At 44.3% G+C, this 17,297-nt stretch carries 18 protein-coding genes and 1 pseudogene; 6 read left to right on the forward strand and 13 right to left on the reverse strand.

All coding sequences use genetic code 11. The annotated features are described in order from the left end of the window. Positions 1 to 170 precede the first annotated feature (170 nt). Genes EKN16_RS24535 through EKN16_RS24550 form a run of 4 tightly spaced genes read right to left on the reverse strand, consistent with a single transcriptional unit; the run spans position 171 to position 4,394 of the window. Positions 171 to 1,517 (reverse strand): ABC transporter substrate-binding protein, encoded by a 1,347-nt coding sequence (locus tag EKN16_RS24535; RefSeq protein WP_125663241.1) that lies wholly within the window; start codon positions 1,515 to 1,517, stop codon positions 171 to 173. A 9-nt stretch (positions 1,518 to 1,526) separates the two neighbouring features. Next, positions 1,527 to 2,645, reverse strand: a complete 1,119-nt coding sequence (locus EKN16_RS24540) for an efflux RND transporter periplasmic adaptor subunit (RefSeq protein ID WP_125663244.1) — start codon at positions 2,643 to 2,645, stop codon at positions 1,527 to 1,529. A gap of 10 nt (positions 2,646 to 2,655) precedes the next feature. Next, entirely contained in the window at positions 2,656 to 3,513 is an 858-nt protein-coding gene (locus EKN16_RS24545) for a carbohydrate ABC transporter permease (protein ID WP_125663246.1), read from the reverse strand. 14 nt (positions 3,514 to 3,527) lie between these two features. Continuing rightward, the gene (locus EKN16_RS24550; RefSeq protein ID WP_125663248.1) at positions 3,528 to 4,394 is read right to left on the reverse strand and encodes a carbohydrate ABC transporter permease; all 867 of its coding nucleotides are present in this window, start codon (positions 4,392 to 4,394) and stop codon (positions 3,528 to 3,530) included. 180 nt (positions 4,395 to 4,574) lie between these two features. Between EKN16_RS24550 and EKN16_RS24555 the strand changes: the two genes are divergently transcribed. The 3 genes from EKN16_RS24555 (at position 4,575) to EKN16_RS24565 (ending at position 8,043) form a co-directional block, all read left to right on the forward strand. Next, complete coding sequence (locus EKN16_RS24555; RefSeq protein ID WP_125663250.1) at positions 4,575 to 5,267, forward strand: response regulator transcription factor; 693 nt, start codon at positions 4,575 to 4,577, stop codon at positions 5,265 to 5,267. Beyond that, positions 5,254 to 6,402 (forward strand): sensor histidine kinase, encoded by a 1,149-nt coding sequence (locus EKN16_RS24560; RefSeq protein ID WP_125666633.1) that lies wholly within the window; start codon positions 5,254 to 5,256, stop codon positions 6,400 to 6,402. The genes EKN16_RS24555 and EKN16_RS24560 overlap by 14 nt, the downstream gene beginning before the upstream one ends. Positions 6,403 to 6,486: 84 nt before the next feature. Then, a complete protein-coding gene (locus EKN16_RS24565) occupies positions 6,487 to 8,043 on the forward strand; it encodes a sensor domain-containing diguanylate cyclase (protein ID WP_221226615.1) in 1,557 nt (518 codons plus the stop codon). 156 nt (positions 8,044 to 8,199) lie between these two features. On the opposite strand, the gene EKN16_RS24570 is transcribed toward EKN16_RS24565, so the two are convergent. From EKN16_RS24570 to EKN16_RS24595, 7 genes and pseudogenes are all read right to left on the reverse strand, one after another. After that, positions 8,200 to 8,868: a class II aldolase/adducin family protein gene (locus tag EKN16_RS24570; RefSeq protein WP_232016001.1), complete on the reverse strand. Its 669-nt coding sequence runs from the start codon at positions 8,866 to 8,868 to the stop codon at positions 8,200 to 8,202. A gap of 6 nt (positions 8,869 to 8,874) precedes the next feature. After that, positions 8,875 to 9,492 carry a histidine phosphatase family protein gene (locus tag EKN16_RS24575; protein WP_125663254.1) on the reverse strand — a complete coding sequence of 206 codons (618 nt, stop codon included), beginning with the start codon at positions 9,490 to 9,492 and terminating at the stop codon, positions 8,875 to 8,877. Beyond that, the gene (locus EKN16_RS33240; protein ID WP_232016003.1) at positions 9,489 to 10,250 is read right to left on the reverse strand and encodes an FGGY-family carbohydrate kinase; all 762 of its coding nucleotides are present in this window, start codon (positions 10,248 to 10,250) and stop codon (positions 9,489 to 9,491) included. The genes EKN16_RS24575 and EKN16_RS33240 overlap by 4 nt, the downstream gene beginning before the upstream one ends. A gap of 27 nt (positions 10,251 to 10,277) precedes the next feature. Next, positions 10,278 to 10,913, reverse strand: a pseudogene (locus EKN16_RS33830) (FGGY family carbohydrate kinase); the annotation flags it as partial. Positions 10,914 to 11,330: 417 nt separating this feature from the next. Next, positions 11,331 to 12,122: a DeoR/GlpR family DNA-binding transcription regulator gene (locus tag EKN16_RS24585; protein WP_125663258.1), complete on the reverse strand. Its 792-nt coding sequence runs from the start codon at positions 12,120 to 12,122 to the stop codon at positions 11,331 to 11,333. 96 nt (positions 12,123 to 12,218) lie between these two features. After that, positions 12,219 to 12,554 carry a carboxymuconolactone decarboxylase family protein gene (locus tag EKN16_RS24590; RefSeq protein WP_125663260.1) on the reverse strand — a complete coding sequence of 112 codons (336 nt, stop codon included), beginning with the start codon at positions 12,552 to 12,554 and terminating at the stop codon, positions 12,219 to 12,221. A 38-nt stretch (positions 12,555 to 12,592) separates the two neighbouring features. After that, entirely contained in the window at positions 12,593 to 12,979 is a 387-nt protein-coding gene (locus tag EKN16_RS24595; RefSeq protein WP_125663262.1) for a tautomerase family protein, read from the reverse strand. Between the two features lie 112 nt (positions 12,980 to 13,091). Here EKN16_RS24595 and EKN16_RS24600 point away from each other — a divergent pair, with 112 nt between their 5' ends. Next, the gene (locus tag EKN16_RS24600) at positions 13,092 to 13,970 is read left to right on the forward strand and encodes a LysR family transcriptional regulator (protein ID WP_125663264.1); all 879 of its coding nucleotides are present in this window, start codon (positions 13,092 to 13,094) and stop codon (positions 13,968 to 13,970) included. A gap of 516 nt (positions 13,971 to 14,486) precedes the next feature. On the opposite strand, the gene EKN16_RS24605 is transcribed toward EKN16_RS24600, so the two are convergent. After that, positions 14,487 to 14,651: a pirin-like C-terminal cupin domain-containing protein gene (locus EKN16_RS24605; protein WP_125663266.1), complete on the reverse strand. Its 165-nt coding sequence runs from the start codon at positions 14,649 to 14,651 to the stop codon at positions 14,487 to 14,489. Between the two features lie 120 nt (positions 14,652 to 14,771). Between EKN16_RS24605 and EKN16_RS24610 the strand changes: the two genes are divergently transcribed. Together EKN16_RS24610 and EKN16_RS24615 are read left to right on the forward strand one after the other, a co-directional pair. Next, complete coding sequence (locus EKN16_RS24610; protein WP_125663268.1) at positions 14,772 to 15,803, forward strand: TIR domain-containing protein; 1,032 nt, start codon at positions 14,772 to 14,774, stop codon at positions 15,801 to 15,803. After that, positions 15,800 to 16,024 carry a hypothetical protein gene (locus tag EKN16_RS24615; protein WP_125663270.1) on the forward strand — a complete coding sequence of 75 codons (225 nt, stop codon included), beginning with the start codon at positions 15,800 to 15,802 and terminating at the stop codon, positions 16,022 to 16,024. The genes EKN16_RS24610 and EKN16_RS24615 overlap by 4 nt, the downstream gene beginning before the upstream one ends. 292 nt (positions 16,025 to 16,316) lie before the next feature. On the opposite strand, the gene EKN16_RS24620 is transcribed toward EKN16_RS24615, so the two are convergent. After that, positions 16,317 to 17,282, reverse strand: a complete 966-nt coding sequence (locus EKN16_RS24620; protein ID WP_125663272.1) for a LacI family DNA-binding transcriptional regulator — start codon at positions 17,280 to 17,282, stop codon at positions 16,317 to 16,319. Positions 17,283 to 17,297 lie beyond the last annotated feature (15 nt).

Below are 17,297 nucleotides of genomic sequence, written 5' to 3' on the forward strand. Positions count from 1 at the left end.
GTGAACCGTACCACAAGTAACGGCGAATTTTCCTGCTTTTGATGCGGACAGAAAAAGACCCTTCCGCATCGTTAGCAGAAGGGTGGTCGCGCATTACTTTCTCAACGCTACAGCAGGCTCTATACGGATTAACTTGTGGCTGGCTATTATGCTAATTAGAATAACAACTTTTACTCGTTAATGTAAGTGTTGACTCGGTTTTGGATCAGCTTGCTGACATCTTCAACTGATTTCTGGCCGCTCATATAGGAATCAAATTCTTCAACCGCAATGGAAACGACCTTGAAATCACTAGATAAATTCTTACCTGTTCCATCTATGAGCTTATGCAATTCTTGAATCTTGCTTTCTACTGTATTAGCATCAAACTTCTGTCCAGTAAGTGTACCCTCTACTGCCTGCTTCTTGGCATCCTTGAGCTGTTTCTCTACAACTCCCTTATGCATCGCAAAGCCTCCTACCATTGGTGAAGATTGCATTTCCTCGGAAAGCATGAACTTAATAAAATTCCAAGCTTCTTCTTGAACCTTAGATTTGCTGTTCATGCCTAAAGTGAAATACGACTTAAATGGAGTTCCGCTATATTGTCCATTTACTGTTGGCTTTTGATATATATTAACCTTTGGATCAAGGACTTGAGCCAGGCCTGTTATTGGATCGAGAAGGTTAGCATTGTTGAACAAGGATTTGGAATAGTCGGACGAGAATTCGGTACTGAGCACACCTTCATCATACATCGATTTGATTTGCTTCATCATACCTCGAAACAGATCGGAATCGAAATTTGCTTGGCCTTGATCAATGAGCTTATCATAATTAGCCTCTATATACTCCGATAACAGTTGAACTGGGAATAGATTAACAAATCCCACATAATCCTCACCTGCTTTTTCCTTAAGCTGCTTTAAAGCCCCTTTTAGATCATCCCATGTCCAAGTTCGATCATTAATTTCAATATTAGCTTGCTCTAACAAGTCTTTATTGCCAGAAAATGCGTCTAGGACAAATGAGAATGGCATTGCATACAAACCATCTCCATTTTGGGAAGATTTAAAGATATTTTGATAATACTGATTTCGATCAAAGTCAGAATCTTGGTCCATCAGATCATAGAAATTAACCAGCATGTTCTTGGCTACATATTTGTCCTTCGGTAGTTCGTTCATTACGATGATGTCTGCTCCTTTACCAGACATTAGCTGTGTGCTGACCGTTTGTACATACTTCTCAACATCGGCCTTTGTTAATGGTTCACTCGATGTATTTTCCTCTATTTGAGGTGTAGCTTTATACGCTTTGATTTCAATGTGGACATCTGGACGAATTTTTTTATATTGCTTAATCGCCTCATCCAAATAAGGATTTGCTGACATCATTGCAATCTCAATCGTTTTGCCATCTTGACCTGAATGTTCCTCAGATGATCCTCCTCCACCTGATCCCACGTTACTAGAGCATCCCGATAACACGACTATCATTGCTAATAAGGCCAATACCAATCTTTTCTTCAAATTCATTCATTCCCTTCAATAAACTCGGATTCGATTACCTTCCTGCAGTGGTTCACTTGATTCAATAATGATCTCATCATTTGAGCTTAACCCACTCACTGCTATGACTTCATCCTCGGTTGAATCACCTGTTAATATATAAGCTTTGCGTGCATTGAACGTATTGCCGAGTGAGCTTTTCTTCTCCTCAACTACATAGACATAGCTTCCTGTCGCATCTTTATGAATCCATTTCTTTGGTAACACAAAACCTTTGTCATTCGATTCCTTCTTTATATCTAGACTTGCTTGTTCGCCGCCTTTAAGACCACCATCGGTGATGGAAACGACAACTTGATAACTGGATTCATTGGGTGAATCTTTGCTGGAATCTCCACTATTTTCTTTTTTTGCAGTTTTAATCTCTTGAATTGTACCGTCAACCAATTTATTGTCTTTCACCAATCGAACAGAAACCTTAGACCCAATCTCGAATAATGCCGTATTCCCCGAATCGACAGCAAATAAAAATTCAAAGCCCTTGCCACTATCCATAAGTGTCAGAATAGTCCCGCCTTGTGAGCCATTCATGCTATCTTCTGCTGTAATCTTTGTAATTTTGCCGTCAAAGGGGGCAGTCAGCGTTTGTTTGTCCGCCTTATCTTTATGCAACTTATTCAATTTTCTTGTTGCCATTTCAAGATCCATATTATCCAGTTCAAGATCTCGCTGAGCTTTGACAATTGCTTGCTCATCACCGGCTCGCACCGCATTCATTATGTTCTCTTTCAACACCTCCCGATTCAGCTTTTGCTTTTTAAGTCCCATTTCCTCTTGGTAGAGTTGCTCATCCAGTTCAGAGCTGTCGAATGTCACGAGCTTTTGACCCTTCTTAACCTGATCATTCTCTTTTACATAAACCTTCAAAATTTTAGAGCCACTCTCATTCACCAAATCTACCTGCTTTCGAGGCGTTAAGACTCCACTCCCGTTAACACTATGAACTAATGTTTTAGAAACAAGCTTCTCCGTAATCACTTTGGGCAGCATCATCGTTTCGAGTGTGCTGCTAAAGAAAGTCAAGCCAGCCAATATCGCAAAGAACAATATAAACAAAGTGGCCGTTAAACGTTGTCGCTTAGATATACTTGTCATCTCATTCCACCTATCCTTTAATTCCAGAAAGCTCTATGCCCTCAATAAAATACCGTTCCGCAAGAAGAAATAAGAGAATCATAGGCATCATATACAAGACCGCAGCGGCAAAGGATACCCCAAACGCATCTTCCTGCAAGCGAGATAGAAAAATGGACAAGGGCTGCAAAGCGGCATCCTGCAGAAAGATCAGTGGCTGCTCCACCATATTCCAGTAATCTGCAAACAGCAGTACGACAAGCGCTGCCATGCCAGGTTTCACCATAGGCAGGACCATCGTAACAAAGGAACGGAAATAGCCTGCCCCGTCCATTTTGGCAGCCTCCATATATGCAGTTGGAATCTGGAGCATAAATTGTCTGAGCAGGAATACGCCAAACGCTGCAAATATTCCTGGTAAAATAATAGAGCTCGGACTATTAATAAGCCCCAATCGATCAGACATAATGTAATTCGGTACAAGTGTGACCTGAAACGGCATGAGCATCGTTATTAGATACACAATAAATAATGGCTCTCTACCAGGAAATCGCAGCTTCGCAAATGCAAATGCCGCTAGTGTTGCCACCACGACCTGACCTATAATAATTGGAACCACCATAAATACAGAATTCCAAAACATACGAAGAAATTGCGAGGTTGAAATAAGCACCTTAAAAAATTGCTCGAACGAAACCCAATCTGGAATCAGCTTCAAATTCGCAAAATCATTTATCTGAGTACTACCTAACATGCCGTAATTCAGCATAATTTCTTTCTCCGTCATCAAGGAGCTTACTATTGTCAGTACAACAGGAAACAACATGACAAGTGCTATTACGGTTAAGAAGATAGTGAGTAGCAGTGTTCTTATCTGTTTCTGTTTCATCTACACACCTTCCCTTACTCCATAAACGAACGGAACTTCCGTTCAACTCGGAATAGTATTAGCACAATGACTAGAATGCAGAGCACCATCAAGCATGCTGCAGCCGACAGCTTCTGAATATCGAGCGATAGGAACATATTGTTCATATAGTGCTGAAGCATATAGATGCTGTCATGTGGATAGTCACCTGCAACTAAATAGATTTCCCGAAATACCTTGAATGAGTTCAAAATTGACATCAGTATAACTAAAAATCCTGTCGGTATTAAATAAATCAAGGTGATCTGGAGCTTACGAGCCCAGCTTGCTCCTTCCAGGTTTGCTATCTCATAATATTGATCAGGGATATTTTGCAACCCGGCTAAGAACAGGATCACGTTATAGCCAATGTTCTTCCATACATAGATAACTATAACAACTCCTTGTGCCCAATCTGATTTCATCCAATCGATCCGATCGATTCCAAGCCACTCCAATACATAATTGAAAAAACCATTCCAATCAAATAAAATCTGCCATACGAGCACAATTGAAGCTACTGGAACAACCAGCGGCAGCACATAAGAGGTGCGCAGCCAGTTTTGAAAGAAGACTCGTTTGTTAAGCAGCATGGCAAGAGAAAGTGACAATAGAATAAGAATGGGAACGCCAATAATAGTAAACCAGAATGTATTCCCCATTGCCTTTTGAAAGGACGAACTGGCTAATAGGCTCTGATAATTGGCAAGCGAGAACCCTGCTTCTCCGCTTGGATTCTCAAAAGAAAATGCAATACTTTGACCAAACGGAATTAAATAAAATAAGGCAAAACCTATTAAGCTCGGAGCAAGAAAGCAGAATGCCACAAGAACCTCCTTGCGAGCCAAATTTGATATTCTCACAGCATCACCCCCTATTTGCGTTTTTTAGATTATACATTTTTGTTCCTCCTAGGATTGATGCAACCATCGTACAACAATCGATGTTAAATCCCTGTTAAGTGATTTTCTTTGTTTAGAATCAAATGCTTAACATAGATTTAACCTATACTTAGGTACAATAGTAAAAGAGGTGATTTGCGTATGAGGATACTTATTGTAGAGGACGAGCTTGATTTGCAAGAAGCGATTGCAGATGGGCTTAGAATAGATGGTTACGCGGTGGATACCTGTGACAACGGTGAAGCTGCTTACGAGCTTTTATATGAAGTAAATTACGACTTGGTTGTACTTGACTTAAACCTCCCGAAATTGGATGGGCTTGAGGTTTTAGCTAAGATACGAGATGAAAGGCCGGAATTAAAGGTACTTATCCTCAGTGCAAGAAGTAGTGTTAATGACAAAGTAAAAGGCTTAGACATAGGTGCAAATGATTATTTGGCGAAGCCATTTGATTTTGCCGAGTTGGAAGCAAGAATACGAAATTTGTTAAGGCGAAAGTTTGTGCAAGAAAGTAGGTTGCTTTCCTGCGGTTCAATTAAAGTGGATTTATCAAAGCGTATTGCAGTTGTTAATGAAAATGAAATATCACTTACCAAAAAAGAATTTGCATTGCTTGAATATTTCTTGCTTAAAAAGGACAGAGTGGTTAGCCAAGAAGAACTGATTGAGCATGTTTGGGATCAGAATGCGGATAGCTTTAGTGGTGCTATACGGGTTCATATTGCAACTCTCCGAAAGAAGCTGAAAGCTGTATTAAACTATGATCCCATTGGAACGAAAATCGGGGAAGGATACTTGTTATCAGATAAGGCGGGTGATGATGTTAATGCTTAAAAAAATGCCAATTCGATTGCGACTTACAGTTATGACCGTTGCACTTTTGACTGTTTGTTGTGTAGGTCTTACCTTAATACTTAATTTTTCTGCTGATACAATGGCTTCAAGGATTGATGCAGCTTTGGTATTACCGGCAAAAGAGATCGGCGAAAATGGACGGGTTGATGAAAGCCCTCAATCACCGTCAAGCAGCATAATCATTCCCGTTCCATCTGATGATTCCCAAAAAGCAAGAATGGATTTTAGATTTAAAAGCATTATTTATATGATTTTAGTTATTGTTGGCGGCGGATTCTTAACCTACTATATTTCGGGCAAGGCATTAAAGCCTCTTGATACACTAAATGGTCAAGTGAAAAATATAAATGTGCATAACCTATCTGAAACATTATCTGTGCCGCCTACAAAAGATGAAATTGCAGAGCTTACTATAACATTTAATGAAATGACCGATAAGTTGAATAGTGCTTTTATGATGCAAGGAAGATTTTCCGCAAGTGCCGCCCACGAGCTTAGAACACCTCTTGCTGTGTTACAAACAAAGGTTGATGTATTTAAGAAGAAAAAAGATCATACAAACGAGGAATATAATGCTCTTATTTCCGTTATTGAAAAGCAAACAAAACGCTTGAGAGGACTCGTCGGCAACCTGTTAGATATGACGAATATGGACGATAACGGTGAGCAAAGCAGCATTTTCATAAAGGATATTTTTGAGGATATTATTTCCGAGCTTTCTCACATAGCTAAAGATAAAAATGTTACGCTGTCCTTAGATTGTGATAATAGCATTGTTACTGGAAACACCGACTTATTGTATCGTGCGTTTTACAACCTTGTGGAAAACGGAATTAAGTACAATATTGATGGTGGTACGGTTGGGGTCATTGTAAACAGATTAAGTAAAGAAGAAGTCTCAATCAAAATTAATGATACAGGCATCGGCATTGCCGGAAATAACAAGAAGAATATATTTGAGCCTTTTTATCGTGTTGACAAATCACGCTCCCGTCAAATGGGTGGTGCGGGCTTAGGACTTTCGATTGTTGATAGTATTATCAAAAAGCATCATGGTACGCTTACTGTTACTGATAATGAAAATGGCGGAACTTGCTTTAATGTAATCTTATAAACGGGAAAGGAGCGGGGAAGGTTTTAAATATATCAGAATATGATATATTAGGTTCTAGATATGAAATAGGGAGATATTGCATCCATGAAGCTTTCGTTGAAGCACTTAATTTTATTAGTAGCACTGATTTCGGTGATTTTCACTCTGTGTAGCAGCACTTTATCTGGTTATCGGATTAGTCAGAAAACGCTTATTGAAAATACTTTAGAAACCAATCGAGTTTACGCACAAAAACTTGCCAGTATAACAGATGTTTTCTTTAAGATGACACTTCAAACGTTGGAGCTGAGCTCAAAGGATATTTCGTTATACATGAGAAATGATAAATTTAAGACAAAGCTTCTTCAAGAGGCGGATCGTTTGAAAAATCAGACTAATACGTTTAATTCGGTTGTGATTGTCGCTGCCAATGGTGAAATTTTAGCGACGTCACCGCAAACTCTAAATATAGTTGGGAAATCTCTAAATTCTACAGGTGGACAGCAAGCTTTAAATGGGAAACGTCCGCTTATATCAAAGCCCTACTTATCCATCACGGGGCGGTTAATTATTTTTATATCGCATCCGATCTTTGATGAAGATGGGAAATATCTGGGTTTAATTGGCGGCACCTTGTATTTAAAGGAAAAAAATATTTTGAGCGAAATTTTAGGAGAGCATTTCTACAAGGATGGATCTTATGTATACGTTGTAGACGGAGACGGGCGCATTATTTATCATCAAATGCAAGAACGGATTAATGATCACGTGCCGCAAAATCCGGTCGTACAGCAACTGATGAAAAAAAAGAGCGGATCTGCCCGTGTCACAAACACAAAAAATGTTGACATGCTTGCAGGATATGCATATATTCCGGCGGCTGGATGGGGGGTTGTATCACAGCGACCGACGGCTGTTTCATTAGCACCAACGACGGACATGATGAAAGAAATGATTTTAAAATCATTGCCGTATTTATTGGTATCTTTAATACTTATTCTACTTATTTCCAAGGTAATTGCTCAACCCTTACAAAGGCTAGCGCTTTTTACGGAATCAAGCACCCAAAATAATCAAGATGAAAGTTTGAAAACGGTTAGAGCTTGGTATTATGAAGCGATTCAATTAAAAAAAGCACTGACCTATAGTCTTGGTTTTTTCCATGATAAAGTAGACTATTTTACATATCAGTCTAAAACAGATCCGTTGACAAAACTTACAAATCGGCGGACGCTGGATGAAGAGACTCTAAAGTGTGCGGAGAACGGGACACCTTTTTCAATTATTATACTGGACATTGATCATTTTAAGAGGGTTAATGATACATTTGGCCATACTAAAGGTGATGAAGTGTTGAAATTTTTGGCAGAACAAATGAGAGGAGTATCCAGGGAAGAAGATATTTGTTGCCGCTATGGCGGTGAAGAGTTTGTATTACTTCTCCACAACATGAATAGTGATGAAGCGTATCAAGTTGCTGAAAAATTACGCATGAAAGTAGAAAGCACAGTGAGTCCATGCGGCGACATAATTACAATATCTTCCGGAATCGCTTCTTATCCAGTTTGCACGACTGAACTTGCAGTTTTATTTGAAATGGCGGACCAATGCTTGTATGAAGCGAAGAATACCGGAAGAAATAAAAGCGTAGCAAAAAAATAAAAGTCTCTGTTGTCGCTACAGATGGAAAATGGCCCCAGAAAACACCAAGAATGATAGGATCAAACCCGCAGATATCAAAAAGCCCTGAAGGTATCATCCCTCAGGGCTACGCTTATTCATACGGCTGTTCCGCTTCCATTGCCATTATCGATTTACTTAGCTGCCCGCCAGCTGCTGGCGGTACTTTTCCGCTTCCAGGTTCAGAATATCCTGTTTCTCCTGCTCAGTCAGAATCCGCGGCTGTCCCATGCTGCTGGCGATCCAGAAGACTCTTGCCGCATCTTCCATGAGTTCTGTGCGGTAATAAGCCTGCTTCATGCTGGTTCCCAGTGTAATCAGCCCGTGGTTTTTCATTAGTAGGGCATTGTACGACGGATTTCTCAGCACCCCGATAACGGCATCCGCCAATTCCTTCGTGCATGGCGTGATATATTCCAGACAGGGCACATCCCCCAGCAGGACCACTTGATCGGGAAATAATGCGGGAATGTCGTCGCGTCCAGAGCTGATAAGACCAATCGTGATGGGAGGATGAGTATGGACGATTGCAGTCACATCCGGTCTTTCCCGGTAAATATACAGGTGGAACAGCACTTCGGAGGAAGGGCGCAGCTCGGCATGCCCGCATTCGCCAGTTTCAATATCCACCGGCACCCAATTGGGAGCCTCGATATTGTCGAGGGAAAAGCCGCTGGGTGAAATCCACATCTGCCCGCCAATGCGCACACTTGTATTCCCGCCCGGGCCCACAACGAGATTTTTCTCCACCACCTTGTTGCTGTAATAGATGAGATCGTTCAACAATGGATGATCAGGCTTGGACACAATCCTTCATTCTCCTTCCAGATGACTTGCCATATTCCAATGAATCAGGCGGTACGAGCCCTCCGTATACTTCAACACATTAATTCCGGTATTATATTGTTCCAGCTTGCGATAATGAGACAGCGGCATGCCGAGGCTGTCCGCCATGAATAGGCGGTTGACTGTGTTGTGGCCGACAATGAGCAGGGATTCACCTTCATGTTTCTTGCTTAACTCGTTTATGCAGGAGAGGACTCTGCTGCATACTGCCGCAGCTGTCTCTCCGCATTGTCCAGCCTGGGTGTCAGCCGGATCGACAAGCCAGCGCTCCCAGACGGAAGGATCCTCTTGCAGAATCTGCTGCTTCGTTCTGCCCTCCCATTGTCCGAAATCGATCTCCTGCAGCCTTGGATCGGAGGAGGCTGCAAGCGAGTGGGAGCGGGCAATGGTCTGGGCTGTTTCCAGCGCTCGCTTCAGGGGTGAGCAGTAAACAGCGGACAGCGGAATATCCTGAAACCATGCCGCTGCTTTTCGCGCCTGCGATCGCCCTGTTTCACTCAGCGGGATATCCGTAATTCCGCAGTATCGGTTGCCGGCGGCATTCCACTCGGTTTCTCCGTGACGCAGTAAATAAATCGTAGTCATAAATTTCCTCTTCCTTCTTGTGAGAGATAACCCAAAACGGCCAATTCTGCGGTGAAACGTTGGTATTTCTCATTGTAGGGCCCGCTGTTACTCCCAGGCTCAACGGTTTTCTCGGGCAGCGCCAGCTGCCCTGCTGCTTCAATTAGACCGCCAAATGCAGACATGGATGCGGCGATGATGGCCGCGCCTACCGCTCCATCGGCATATTTCATCTTCACAATCGGCTTTTGCAGGACATCGCTGCGGATTTGCAGCCAGCTCGCGCTTCTGCTGGCACCGCCGGCTGTGAAGATGCGGGCGGGAGCCTCACCTGATAATTGTTCAATCATGTCGTATGACATACGCTCCATGAAAGCGACACCTTCCATGCGCGCCGCATAAAGCGATTCCGCACTGACCTCCGTAGGATCAAATCCCCGTGCATTGGCGCATAGGAAGGGAAAACGTTCGCCTGTCTGCATAAGCGGATACGATAGCCACGGCGTCGGGATCATCCGGGCAACCGCTGAATCCAGAGCGTCCAGATCATAGCCTGCATAATCGCGCGTAATCCAGGCTGCGCCCGTATTGCTGGCTCCGCCGGGCATCCAGAACCCCTGAGGGTGCTTGTGATTGTATAATCGCTCCAACGGATCGAGAACCCTTGCCCGGGTTACCCCCTTTACCACCAAGGTAGTACCGATCGTCGTACTCCAATCGCCGGGAGCGGCTGCCCCGGAGGCAACCTGCGAAGCGCAGCCGTCGGTCATGCCAAGCATTACCGGCGTGCCCTCCGGCATTCCCGTACATGCCGCGACAAATGCGGGAAGCGGCCCCAGAAAGGTTCCGGGAGCTGCGACCTCGGGCAGCCATGCGGAAGGAACGGACAGCCGTCCGGTAATATAAGCCGGCCAGCGCTCCTCCTGAAGATCGTAGCCGGTCTTCAGCGCATTGGTATAATCGGTTACACCCCAGACGCCGCTCAGCTTGCCAAGGATATAATCGCCGGCATGACACCAGCGGCCTATCCGGGAGGCAGCATCAGGGTAGCGGCGCATGAACCATAGTATCTTCGGCAGCCCATATGAGGAATGGAAAGAAACCGACGGCGATGTCGGGTCCTGGGCGGATGCCTCGCTGCATGCAATCGCTTCCACAGAAGAACGGGAATCATTGTACATAAGTGCCGGATGGAGCGGTTCGTTGAAGCGGTCCATGGGTATGACAGTCCCTGATGTAGAAGTGACGGAGATGGCCTTGATCTGTCCGAGTGTGGCCGATCCCGCCAACTGGTCGGCGAGCTGCTTCAGCAGGCCGGTCAATATGTGCCACCACTGAACAGGGTCCTGCTCATGCGCCCCTTCGGACTGACTGCTGCCTGCCGGATGTGAATGGGTGTAGGGCTGCTGCAGGGCCGCCAGCTGCTCTCCCGCATCATTCATCGCCACAACTCTTACTCCCTGGGTGCCAATATCAATCCCGATAAATACAGAACGGTAATTCAAGATGCCACCTGCCTTTTATTGTTTCAATATTTATATGTATATTTCAATAATATTCAATAAAAAACAGTAAGTCAATGCGTTTTTCGCTGCGTGTGGGACTTCTCTAGGTAAGCGGGCTTGTCGCCTTGGCTGCGCCCACCCGCATGTGCATGTGGTCGGACTGCTGCCATGCCACGCCACACCGCGCGCGTAGGAGCTGCGCGGTGTTTCACGGGCAGTGGATAACGCAAATAAGCCGCCATTTCCACGGTGGTTGTGGTTAGCAGCTGCTTACAGTTATTAGGGGAGGGAATTCTGATTGGACAAGGGAAAACCTGGGCTGTTTCGCGCCCTTAGCCGGAATAGTAGGCTGTCCTATACCGTCAGCACTTCAATCCCCTGTGCAGTCAATAAGGTTCGATTTGTATCGCTAATAGCATTATCGGTAATCAGCAGATCCACTTTATGCAGCGGAGCAAGCTCGGCGAAAAACACGCGTCCCATCTTGGTGGAGTCCGCTAACAGAATGACCTGATCGGCCGCGGCGATCATGGCCTTCTTCACTTCAGCCGAGAAAATATGCCGTTCAGTCAATCCCTTCCCAGCATCGAAGCCGCTGCAGGAAAGAAAAACCTTATGGGCGTGAATTTCCTTAATTCCGGCAATGGCTTTGGGACCGACAAGCTCCTGCAGCGACGATCGCAGCATTCCGCCGACAAGATGCACATGCGCATTGCCATGCCGCCCCGCTGCGCTGGCCACGTTCAAAGCGGCTGTCACCACATTAAATTCAAAGCCGGAGGGCAAATGCGTGGCCAGCTCCATCACCGTTGACCCCGCATCCAGGAATATGGTTTCTCCCGGAGCGATCAGTCCGGCAGCTTTTTTCCCGATTCTCTCTTTCTCGCTCGCATGGACGACGGCCCTTTGTTCATAAGTAATTTCATTCATTCTGGAGAGATCGACGGCACCGCCATGCAGCCGCTTCAGCATGCCATTCTGCTCCAGGTACTTCAAGTCATTACGCACCGTGGCTTCAGAGACATCCAGCCTCTCTCTCAATTCATGGATACCGATTGAGCCTTTTTCAGAGACAATATCTATGATGGTCTTCTGTCGTTCTTTAGCAAGCATTTCTTCCCCACCCGGCTTCCGATAATCATTCATTATTAATGAATTTTAACGATATTTATCGTATGCGTCAAGGTTGTGGGATAACCCCAATCCTGAGAAGAAATCCGCAAGGAAATGAAACTAGCATAATTACTTTTTCTTTTCTTTCAAAAAAACTTCTTTAGCAACATTAATTGCTGAAGCTGCTCGCGGCCACCCCACATAAAAAGCAAGATGTGTCATCACCTCAATCAGTTCTTCTTCAGAAAGACCATTCTCCTTGGCAAGGTTGAGATGATAGACGAGCTGACTTGTATGTTCACCAGCTACTAATGCAGATACCGTAACGAGACTCCGTTCCCTTAGAGACAACTCTTCTCTTCTCCATACATCACCGAAAAGAACATCTTCCGTATAACTAACAAAGGCCGGAGCAAAATCTCCAATGGTTGTTCTAGCGGTCGATGTGATTGGTTTATGTTTCATCTTTATTCCTTCTTCCTAATATATAACTACCAAACCTCTTATAAAATCATTTGTGCGAGTCCTTTTCCGAATGTCCAATCTTCTAATTCTGTTTCAATCAGAACAACAAATACATCTTCTTCCCTGATTTTGCATTGAGATGACAATAGCTCGGCTAATCTTTTATAGAAGCTGCGTTTTTGATCTCTGCTTCTTCCCGACCCAAGTGTAATTTGGATAATCAGTAATTGATCCGTTCTGGATACATTCAAATAATCTTTACTGTAATAAAATTCACTCTTTTTATGAGCGTGAAAGACCTGGAAATAATCATTTTCTGGGACATTAAAATGTTCGATCAGTGCGCTCATTATACTCTGGCTAATTACGGGCAATTCCTTTTCCGTGTATTGACTTTCCAAGTAACTTACTCGTACGAATGGCATCTTGTAAATCCCCCTCATCGATTGATAACTTGATTTTACATCAACATTCTTTATCAGTACAATTGAAAATAATCATAAATATATTCAATTTAATAGATGGAGTTGGGTGTTCATGGATCTCAAAGAACTAACTACATTTCGTACCATTATTGAAGAAGGAACGTTCTCAAAGGCAGCCGCTAAGTTGAATTACGCTCAGTCCACGGTGACCAATCAGGTGCAGAGACTCGAGAAAGAATTAGGGATAAAGCTTTTTAAAAGAGGATGGGATTCAGTATTAACTGCATCCGGCAAAGTATACGCAGAAGAAGTAGACGGATTGATACAACATTGGAATTATGTGTTGGAACAGGCTAAGTCTTTGGAAAAAGAAGAAATTGGCACACTGAATATCGGTGTTATAGAAACGGTAACGGCTAGTATATTGCCCGCTGTCCTTCAAAAATTCCGTGAGCATAAACCGAATATAACTTGCAATTTTATTATTGGGAATACAGACGCTCTCTCGAAGGCTCTAATGAATAACTCGCTAGATTTCGCGATCTGCGGGGAGCCACACGCTATATCTTCTTTGCATTTTGAACCCACTAATATCGAACAAATCTCTTTTATCGTATCTAAGAATCACCCTTTTGCCGAGAAAAGCGATCTCACTTTGGAGGATTTGTATGAGTATCCGCTTATCGTTGGCGGAGCCAATTGCCTGTATCAAATACAGTTGGAGAAAGAACTCTCTCGATTTCCTTCAAAACCATTCTTTTATACAGTCAGTCAAATTTCATCCATTCCATCATTTGTACAAAATATCCCTTCTGTCGGAGTAGTTCTTTCTTCACTACCCTTATCCGTTGGGGTTGTGACCATTCCATTGCCCATGTTAAATTCTTATATTCCGATTGGACTCTTGCAGAGGAGCAAAAAAGAATATGTCTCTTCAACCAAAAAAATATTTATGCAACTTTTAAGGCTCTACACCAAAACTAGTGGTTGACGACGAAGGTAATCAGATGCAGAGCGTCAGCGGACAGGAGAGCTCTTATTTCAGTCCAATCGCTGCATGTAGGTGGATTAAAGGACAGAGAAGACGCTATTCTCCAGCAAATCATCTGAAATCAGCTGCATTTTAGTTGATAGCGGATCCTGTGTCCGCTGAACTTGTTTGGAGTCGTGTTTCGATCTGAATAGCGGTTCCACAGTCCGCTCAGCAAGATTAAAGGGAAAAGCTCCTGTTATAGGGGCTGCTTTCGTCTGTTTTTTCGTTATAACGGGAATTTCTCCCGTTAATCCATTCTTTTTCAATAAAAAGCGGCTTAGGCCCGAGGGCCCGTTACAAAATAGTCAACCACTGATTATGAGATTGAGCCACTTTTAAAGGAGGAACTTTCTTGACGAGAGGTGAACCGTACCACAAGAAGAGGATAAAGCAGAAAGATCAAGAAAGCCCTGACGCGAATAATCGCGCAGGGCTTTCTTCGTATTAGAAATCGGCATTTCCCATTTTCCCGGATTAAAAATCTTGAAAGGCTTTAATGATCTCCTCGCGGCTATTCATGACGAAGGGTCCGTGTTGATAAACGGGCTCATCAATCAGTTCCCCGCTCAGGACAATGACAAGTGTATCATCGGTTTGCCCTTTAATAAGGATGGGCGACGCGAAGGCCCTTGCTGGCATGCTGGTGCGGTATGCAGCTGATCGGGATAGTGGAGTTGGACAGGCTTTCCCTGTAATGGGGGGAGCCTGTATACTTGTATATAATTGTGAGAATTCATACTCTAGAAGGAGATCAGAGCCTTGGCGACAAACAATCGTAAACCGAACGTCTTTATCGGTTGCTCACGCGAAGCCATCGATTATGCACGTGCAGTGAGCGCTCAGCTTGAATACGTGGCCCAAGTGAATCCCTGGTACGCCGGAACCTTCGGAGCCAACGATTACACGATGGAAGCGCTTGAGACCGAGCTTGACGTCAATGACTTCGGCATATTCGTATTCGCTGCTGACGATGTGGCCTTGATTCGGAAGAAGCCTGTTTTCATCACCCGGGACAATACTGTATTTGAAATGGGCTTGTTTTGGGGGAGACTAGGGAGACGGCGCGTATTCTGCATCATCCCACGGGATCTTCCGGAGCGGGACGATTTGATTCAGGGAACGAATGTCTCTGAATTCCATCTGCTTTCGGACTTGGCTGGACTTACGTTGCTCAGCTATGGACAACGCACTGACGGCAAGTTCTCGGCAGCGGTTGATACAGCATGCGGTGAAATTATGAAAGCCATAAAGCAGGAGAAATTGTTTCAGGACCCGAAAAGACTTCTGGCAGAAAAGCAGGCCGTCATCGATCGGAAGCAGAGCATCCTCCGCTTTTTTTGGGAGTACATTAGAAATGTATCCGTGACGGATCAAATGGAACGGTACACGGCATTCTCTGAAGCGATTCGCAACTCCCTCTTGCCACCGCATGATTTTATAACAACTGGAGCAGCTATTTGGAAGAAAATCGATGAAGAGAATATCAGTCAGGTCGGCGGTAACGTAGGCCGGGGAAGAACCTTTAAACTCAGCGAAAACCAAGGCAAAGCAGATGGGGATCAAAAAATATACGTCGTGGACGCCTTCAATACAGGAGAATTTGAATTTTTCCTGCGCCGGGGAATTGAAGAGATATATATACTATGCTATCCTTTAGATAAGGAGCATGTTCTCTCCGTACACATTTCAGGTAATAGAGTTTTATCCGATGCGCACTTTGAAGAGATCATCGGGATTAACGCGGAGCTCCTGGTTACCATTAAAGCTTTGGTTGGAGGGGATTCGAAATGAAGAAATTCGGAAGAAAACCTGCGGTTCGTGCCTTCGGGTCCAACCACGTCCGCCATCGCAGGGGGCAGGCTAATCACGTTGTGATCACCACGGGTACTGGAATTAAGCGAGATTCCAGCATTGGAGTTGTCTTTACCGGTCCGTCCGTTGAAGGCACAGACAAGGAATACGTAAAGGTCTATAGTGGCAAGGTAATCGATAAGAAACCTTCGTTCGCATAATGTTGGGTAAACCGCTTCGGCTTCGGCCGGGGCGGTTTTTTTGTTGTTCAGTCGCAACCCTTAAGGGTCAAAAAGTGGTAAAGGCTGGCTGTGAAATTTCATCCAAGGCAACCAAGGCCAAGAAGGTTAAAGTCGTGCCGAAGGCTTCTGGTAAATGCATGTAATTCCCAATTTCCGCTGCCATAATGGTAACACCTATTCAAGGAGTAGGAGGAAGTAGGAAGGAAATGCAGTGCTTGTAAAAGAAAAACATGACGTCACCGTTCATTAGGTGACGTCATGTTTTGTTCTTCTACACGGCTCCCATTGACTTGCCTTTGACAAGCGTGACGTAAATGTGCTCATGCTCGACATCGTTCCCAGCAATTAACTTAAGCAGCTGCTCGGAGGCCAATAGCCCCCATTTTTGTTTGGAATAATCGATCGATGCCAGACGAGGCTGCGTGTATTGGGTTACTTCGATGTTATCGAACCCGATGATGTGGATATCCTCGCCGATCCGAATATCCGTCGTGATCAAATAGTCGTACATCCCAATTGCCATTTCGTCGTTTAAGCAGAAAACGGCTGCGGGTTCAGAATATCCCTGAGCGATTTGGATACCGGCAAGCGCTCCTGACGATTTGTTAAAGTCGCCTTCGATTTCGATATATTGTAGGTCTGGATGTCGATCAATCACTTGTTTGACTGCTTGCAGGCGCTGTCTGGAATCGAACGAGCCTTTAGGCCCGGTTACCACGTACAGCTTGCGATGACCAAGCTCGATCAAATGCTCCACCGCCAGTGTGGCTCCAGCTTTATTGTCCAGCAGCACCTGATTTATATTCGGGTGGTTTAGATCACGGTCCATTACGACCAATTTATGACCAAGATCGGCATATCTCAGCAGCTCTTCACTAGAGAACGTCTCGTCGAGGACAATGGCTCCGTCGATCATTCGCTGCGGAAGTAGCTGATGGGACTGCTTGCCGCTGCAGACTACGAGATCGTAACCACTCTGGTTTACTCCCTCTTTCATCCCTTGCAGCAGATGGCCGTAGAAAGATCCGCTGAAATCAGTCAAGAAAACCCCAATAATTTTCGTTTCCTGCTTCTTCAAGTTCCTTGCGGCTGCGTTCGGAATATAGTGCAGCTCTTTGGCAATGGCTAATATTCTAGCAGAAGTTTCATCTGTTACTTTCGGGCTTCCGTTGAGCGCATAAGAGACCGTCGATATTGAAACGCCTGCTTGTTTAGCAATATCTTTAATATTTGCCAAGGTACACGCTCCTTT

Source organism: Paenibacillus baekrokdamisoli (genome assembly GCF_003945345.1).
In the GTDB taxonomy this organism is placed as follows: domain Bacteria; phylum Bacillota; class Bacilli; order Paenibacillales; family Paenibacillaceae; genus Paenibacillus_Z; species Paenibacillus_Z baekrokdamisoli.

Bases quoted from the DNA above. Each gene is read 5' to 3' on its own strand.
- EKN16_RS24535 (WP_125663241.1), bottom strand. From the start codon at position 1,517: ATGAATTTGAAGAAAAGATTGGTATTGGCCTTATTAGCAATGATAGTC.
- EKN16_RS24540 (WP_125663244.1), bottom strand. From the start codon at position 2,645: ATGACAAGTATATCTAAGCGACAACGTTTAACGGCCACTTTGTTTATA.
- EKN16_RS24545 (WP_125663246.1), bottom strand. From the start codon at position 3,513: ATGAAACAGAAACAGATAAGAACACTGCTACTCACTATCTTCTTAACC.
- EKN16_RS24555 (WP_125663250.1), top strand. From the start codon at position 4,575: ATGAGGATACTTATTGTAGAGGACGAGCTTGATTTGCAAGAAGCGATT.
- EKN16_RS24560 (WP_125666633.1), top strand. From the start codon at position 5,254: ATGTTAATGCTTAAAAAAATGCCAATTCGATTGCGACTTACAGTTATG.
- EKN16_RS24565 (WP_221226615.1), top strand. From the start codon at position 6,487: ATGAAGCTTTCGTTGAAGCACTTAATTTTATTAGTAGCACTGATTTCG.
- EKN16_RS24575 (WP_125663254.1), bottom strand. From the start codon at position 9,492: ATGACTACGATTTATTTACTGCGTCACGGAGAAACCGAGTGGAATGCC.
- EKN16_RS33240 (WP_232016003.1), bottom strand. From the start codon at position 10,250: ATGCTTGGCATGACCGACGGCTGCGCTTCGCAGGTTGCCTCCGGGGCA.
- EKN16_RS24585 (WP_125663258.1), bottom strand. From the start codon at position 12,122: ATGAATGATTATCGGAAGCCGGGTGGGGAAGAAATGCTTGCTAAAGAA.
- EKN16_RS24590 (WP_125663260.1), bottom strand. From the start codon at position 12,554: ATGAAACATAAACCAATCACATCGACCGCTAGAACAACCATTGGAGAT.
- EKN16_RS24595 (WP_125663262.1), bottom strand. From the start codon at position 12,979: ATGCCATTCGTACGAGTAAGTTACTTGGAAAGTCAATACACGGAAAAG.
- EKN16_RS24600 (WP_125663264.1), top strand. From the start codon at position 13,092: ATGGATCTCAAAGAACTAACTACATTTCGTACCATTATTGAAGAAGGA.
- EKN16_RS24605 (WP_125663266.1), bottom strand. From the start codon at position 14,651: ATGCCAGCAAGGGCCTTCGCGTCGCCCATCCTTATTAAAGGGCAAACC.
- EKN16_RS24615 (WP_125663270.1), top strand. From the start codon at position 15,800: ATGAAGAAATTCGGAAGAAAACCTGCGGTTCGTGCCTTCGGGTCCAAC.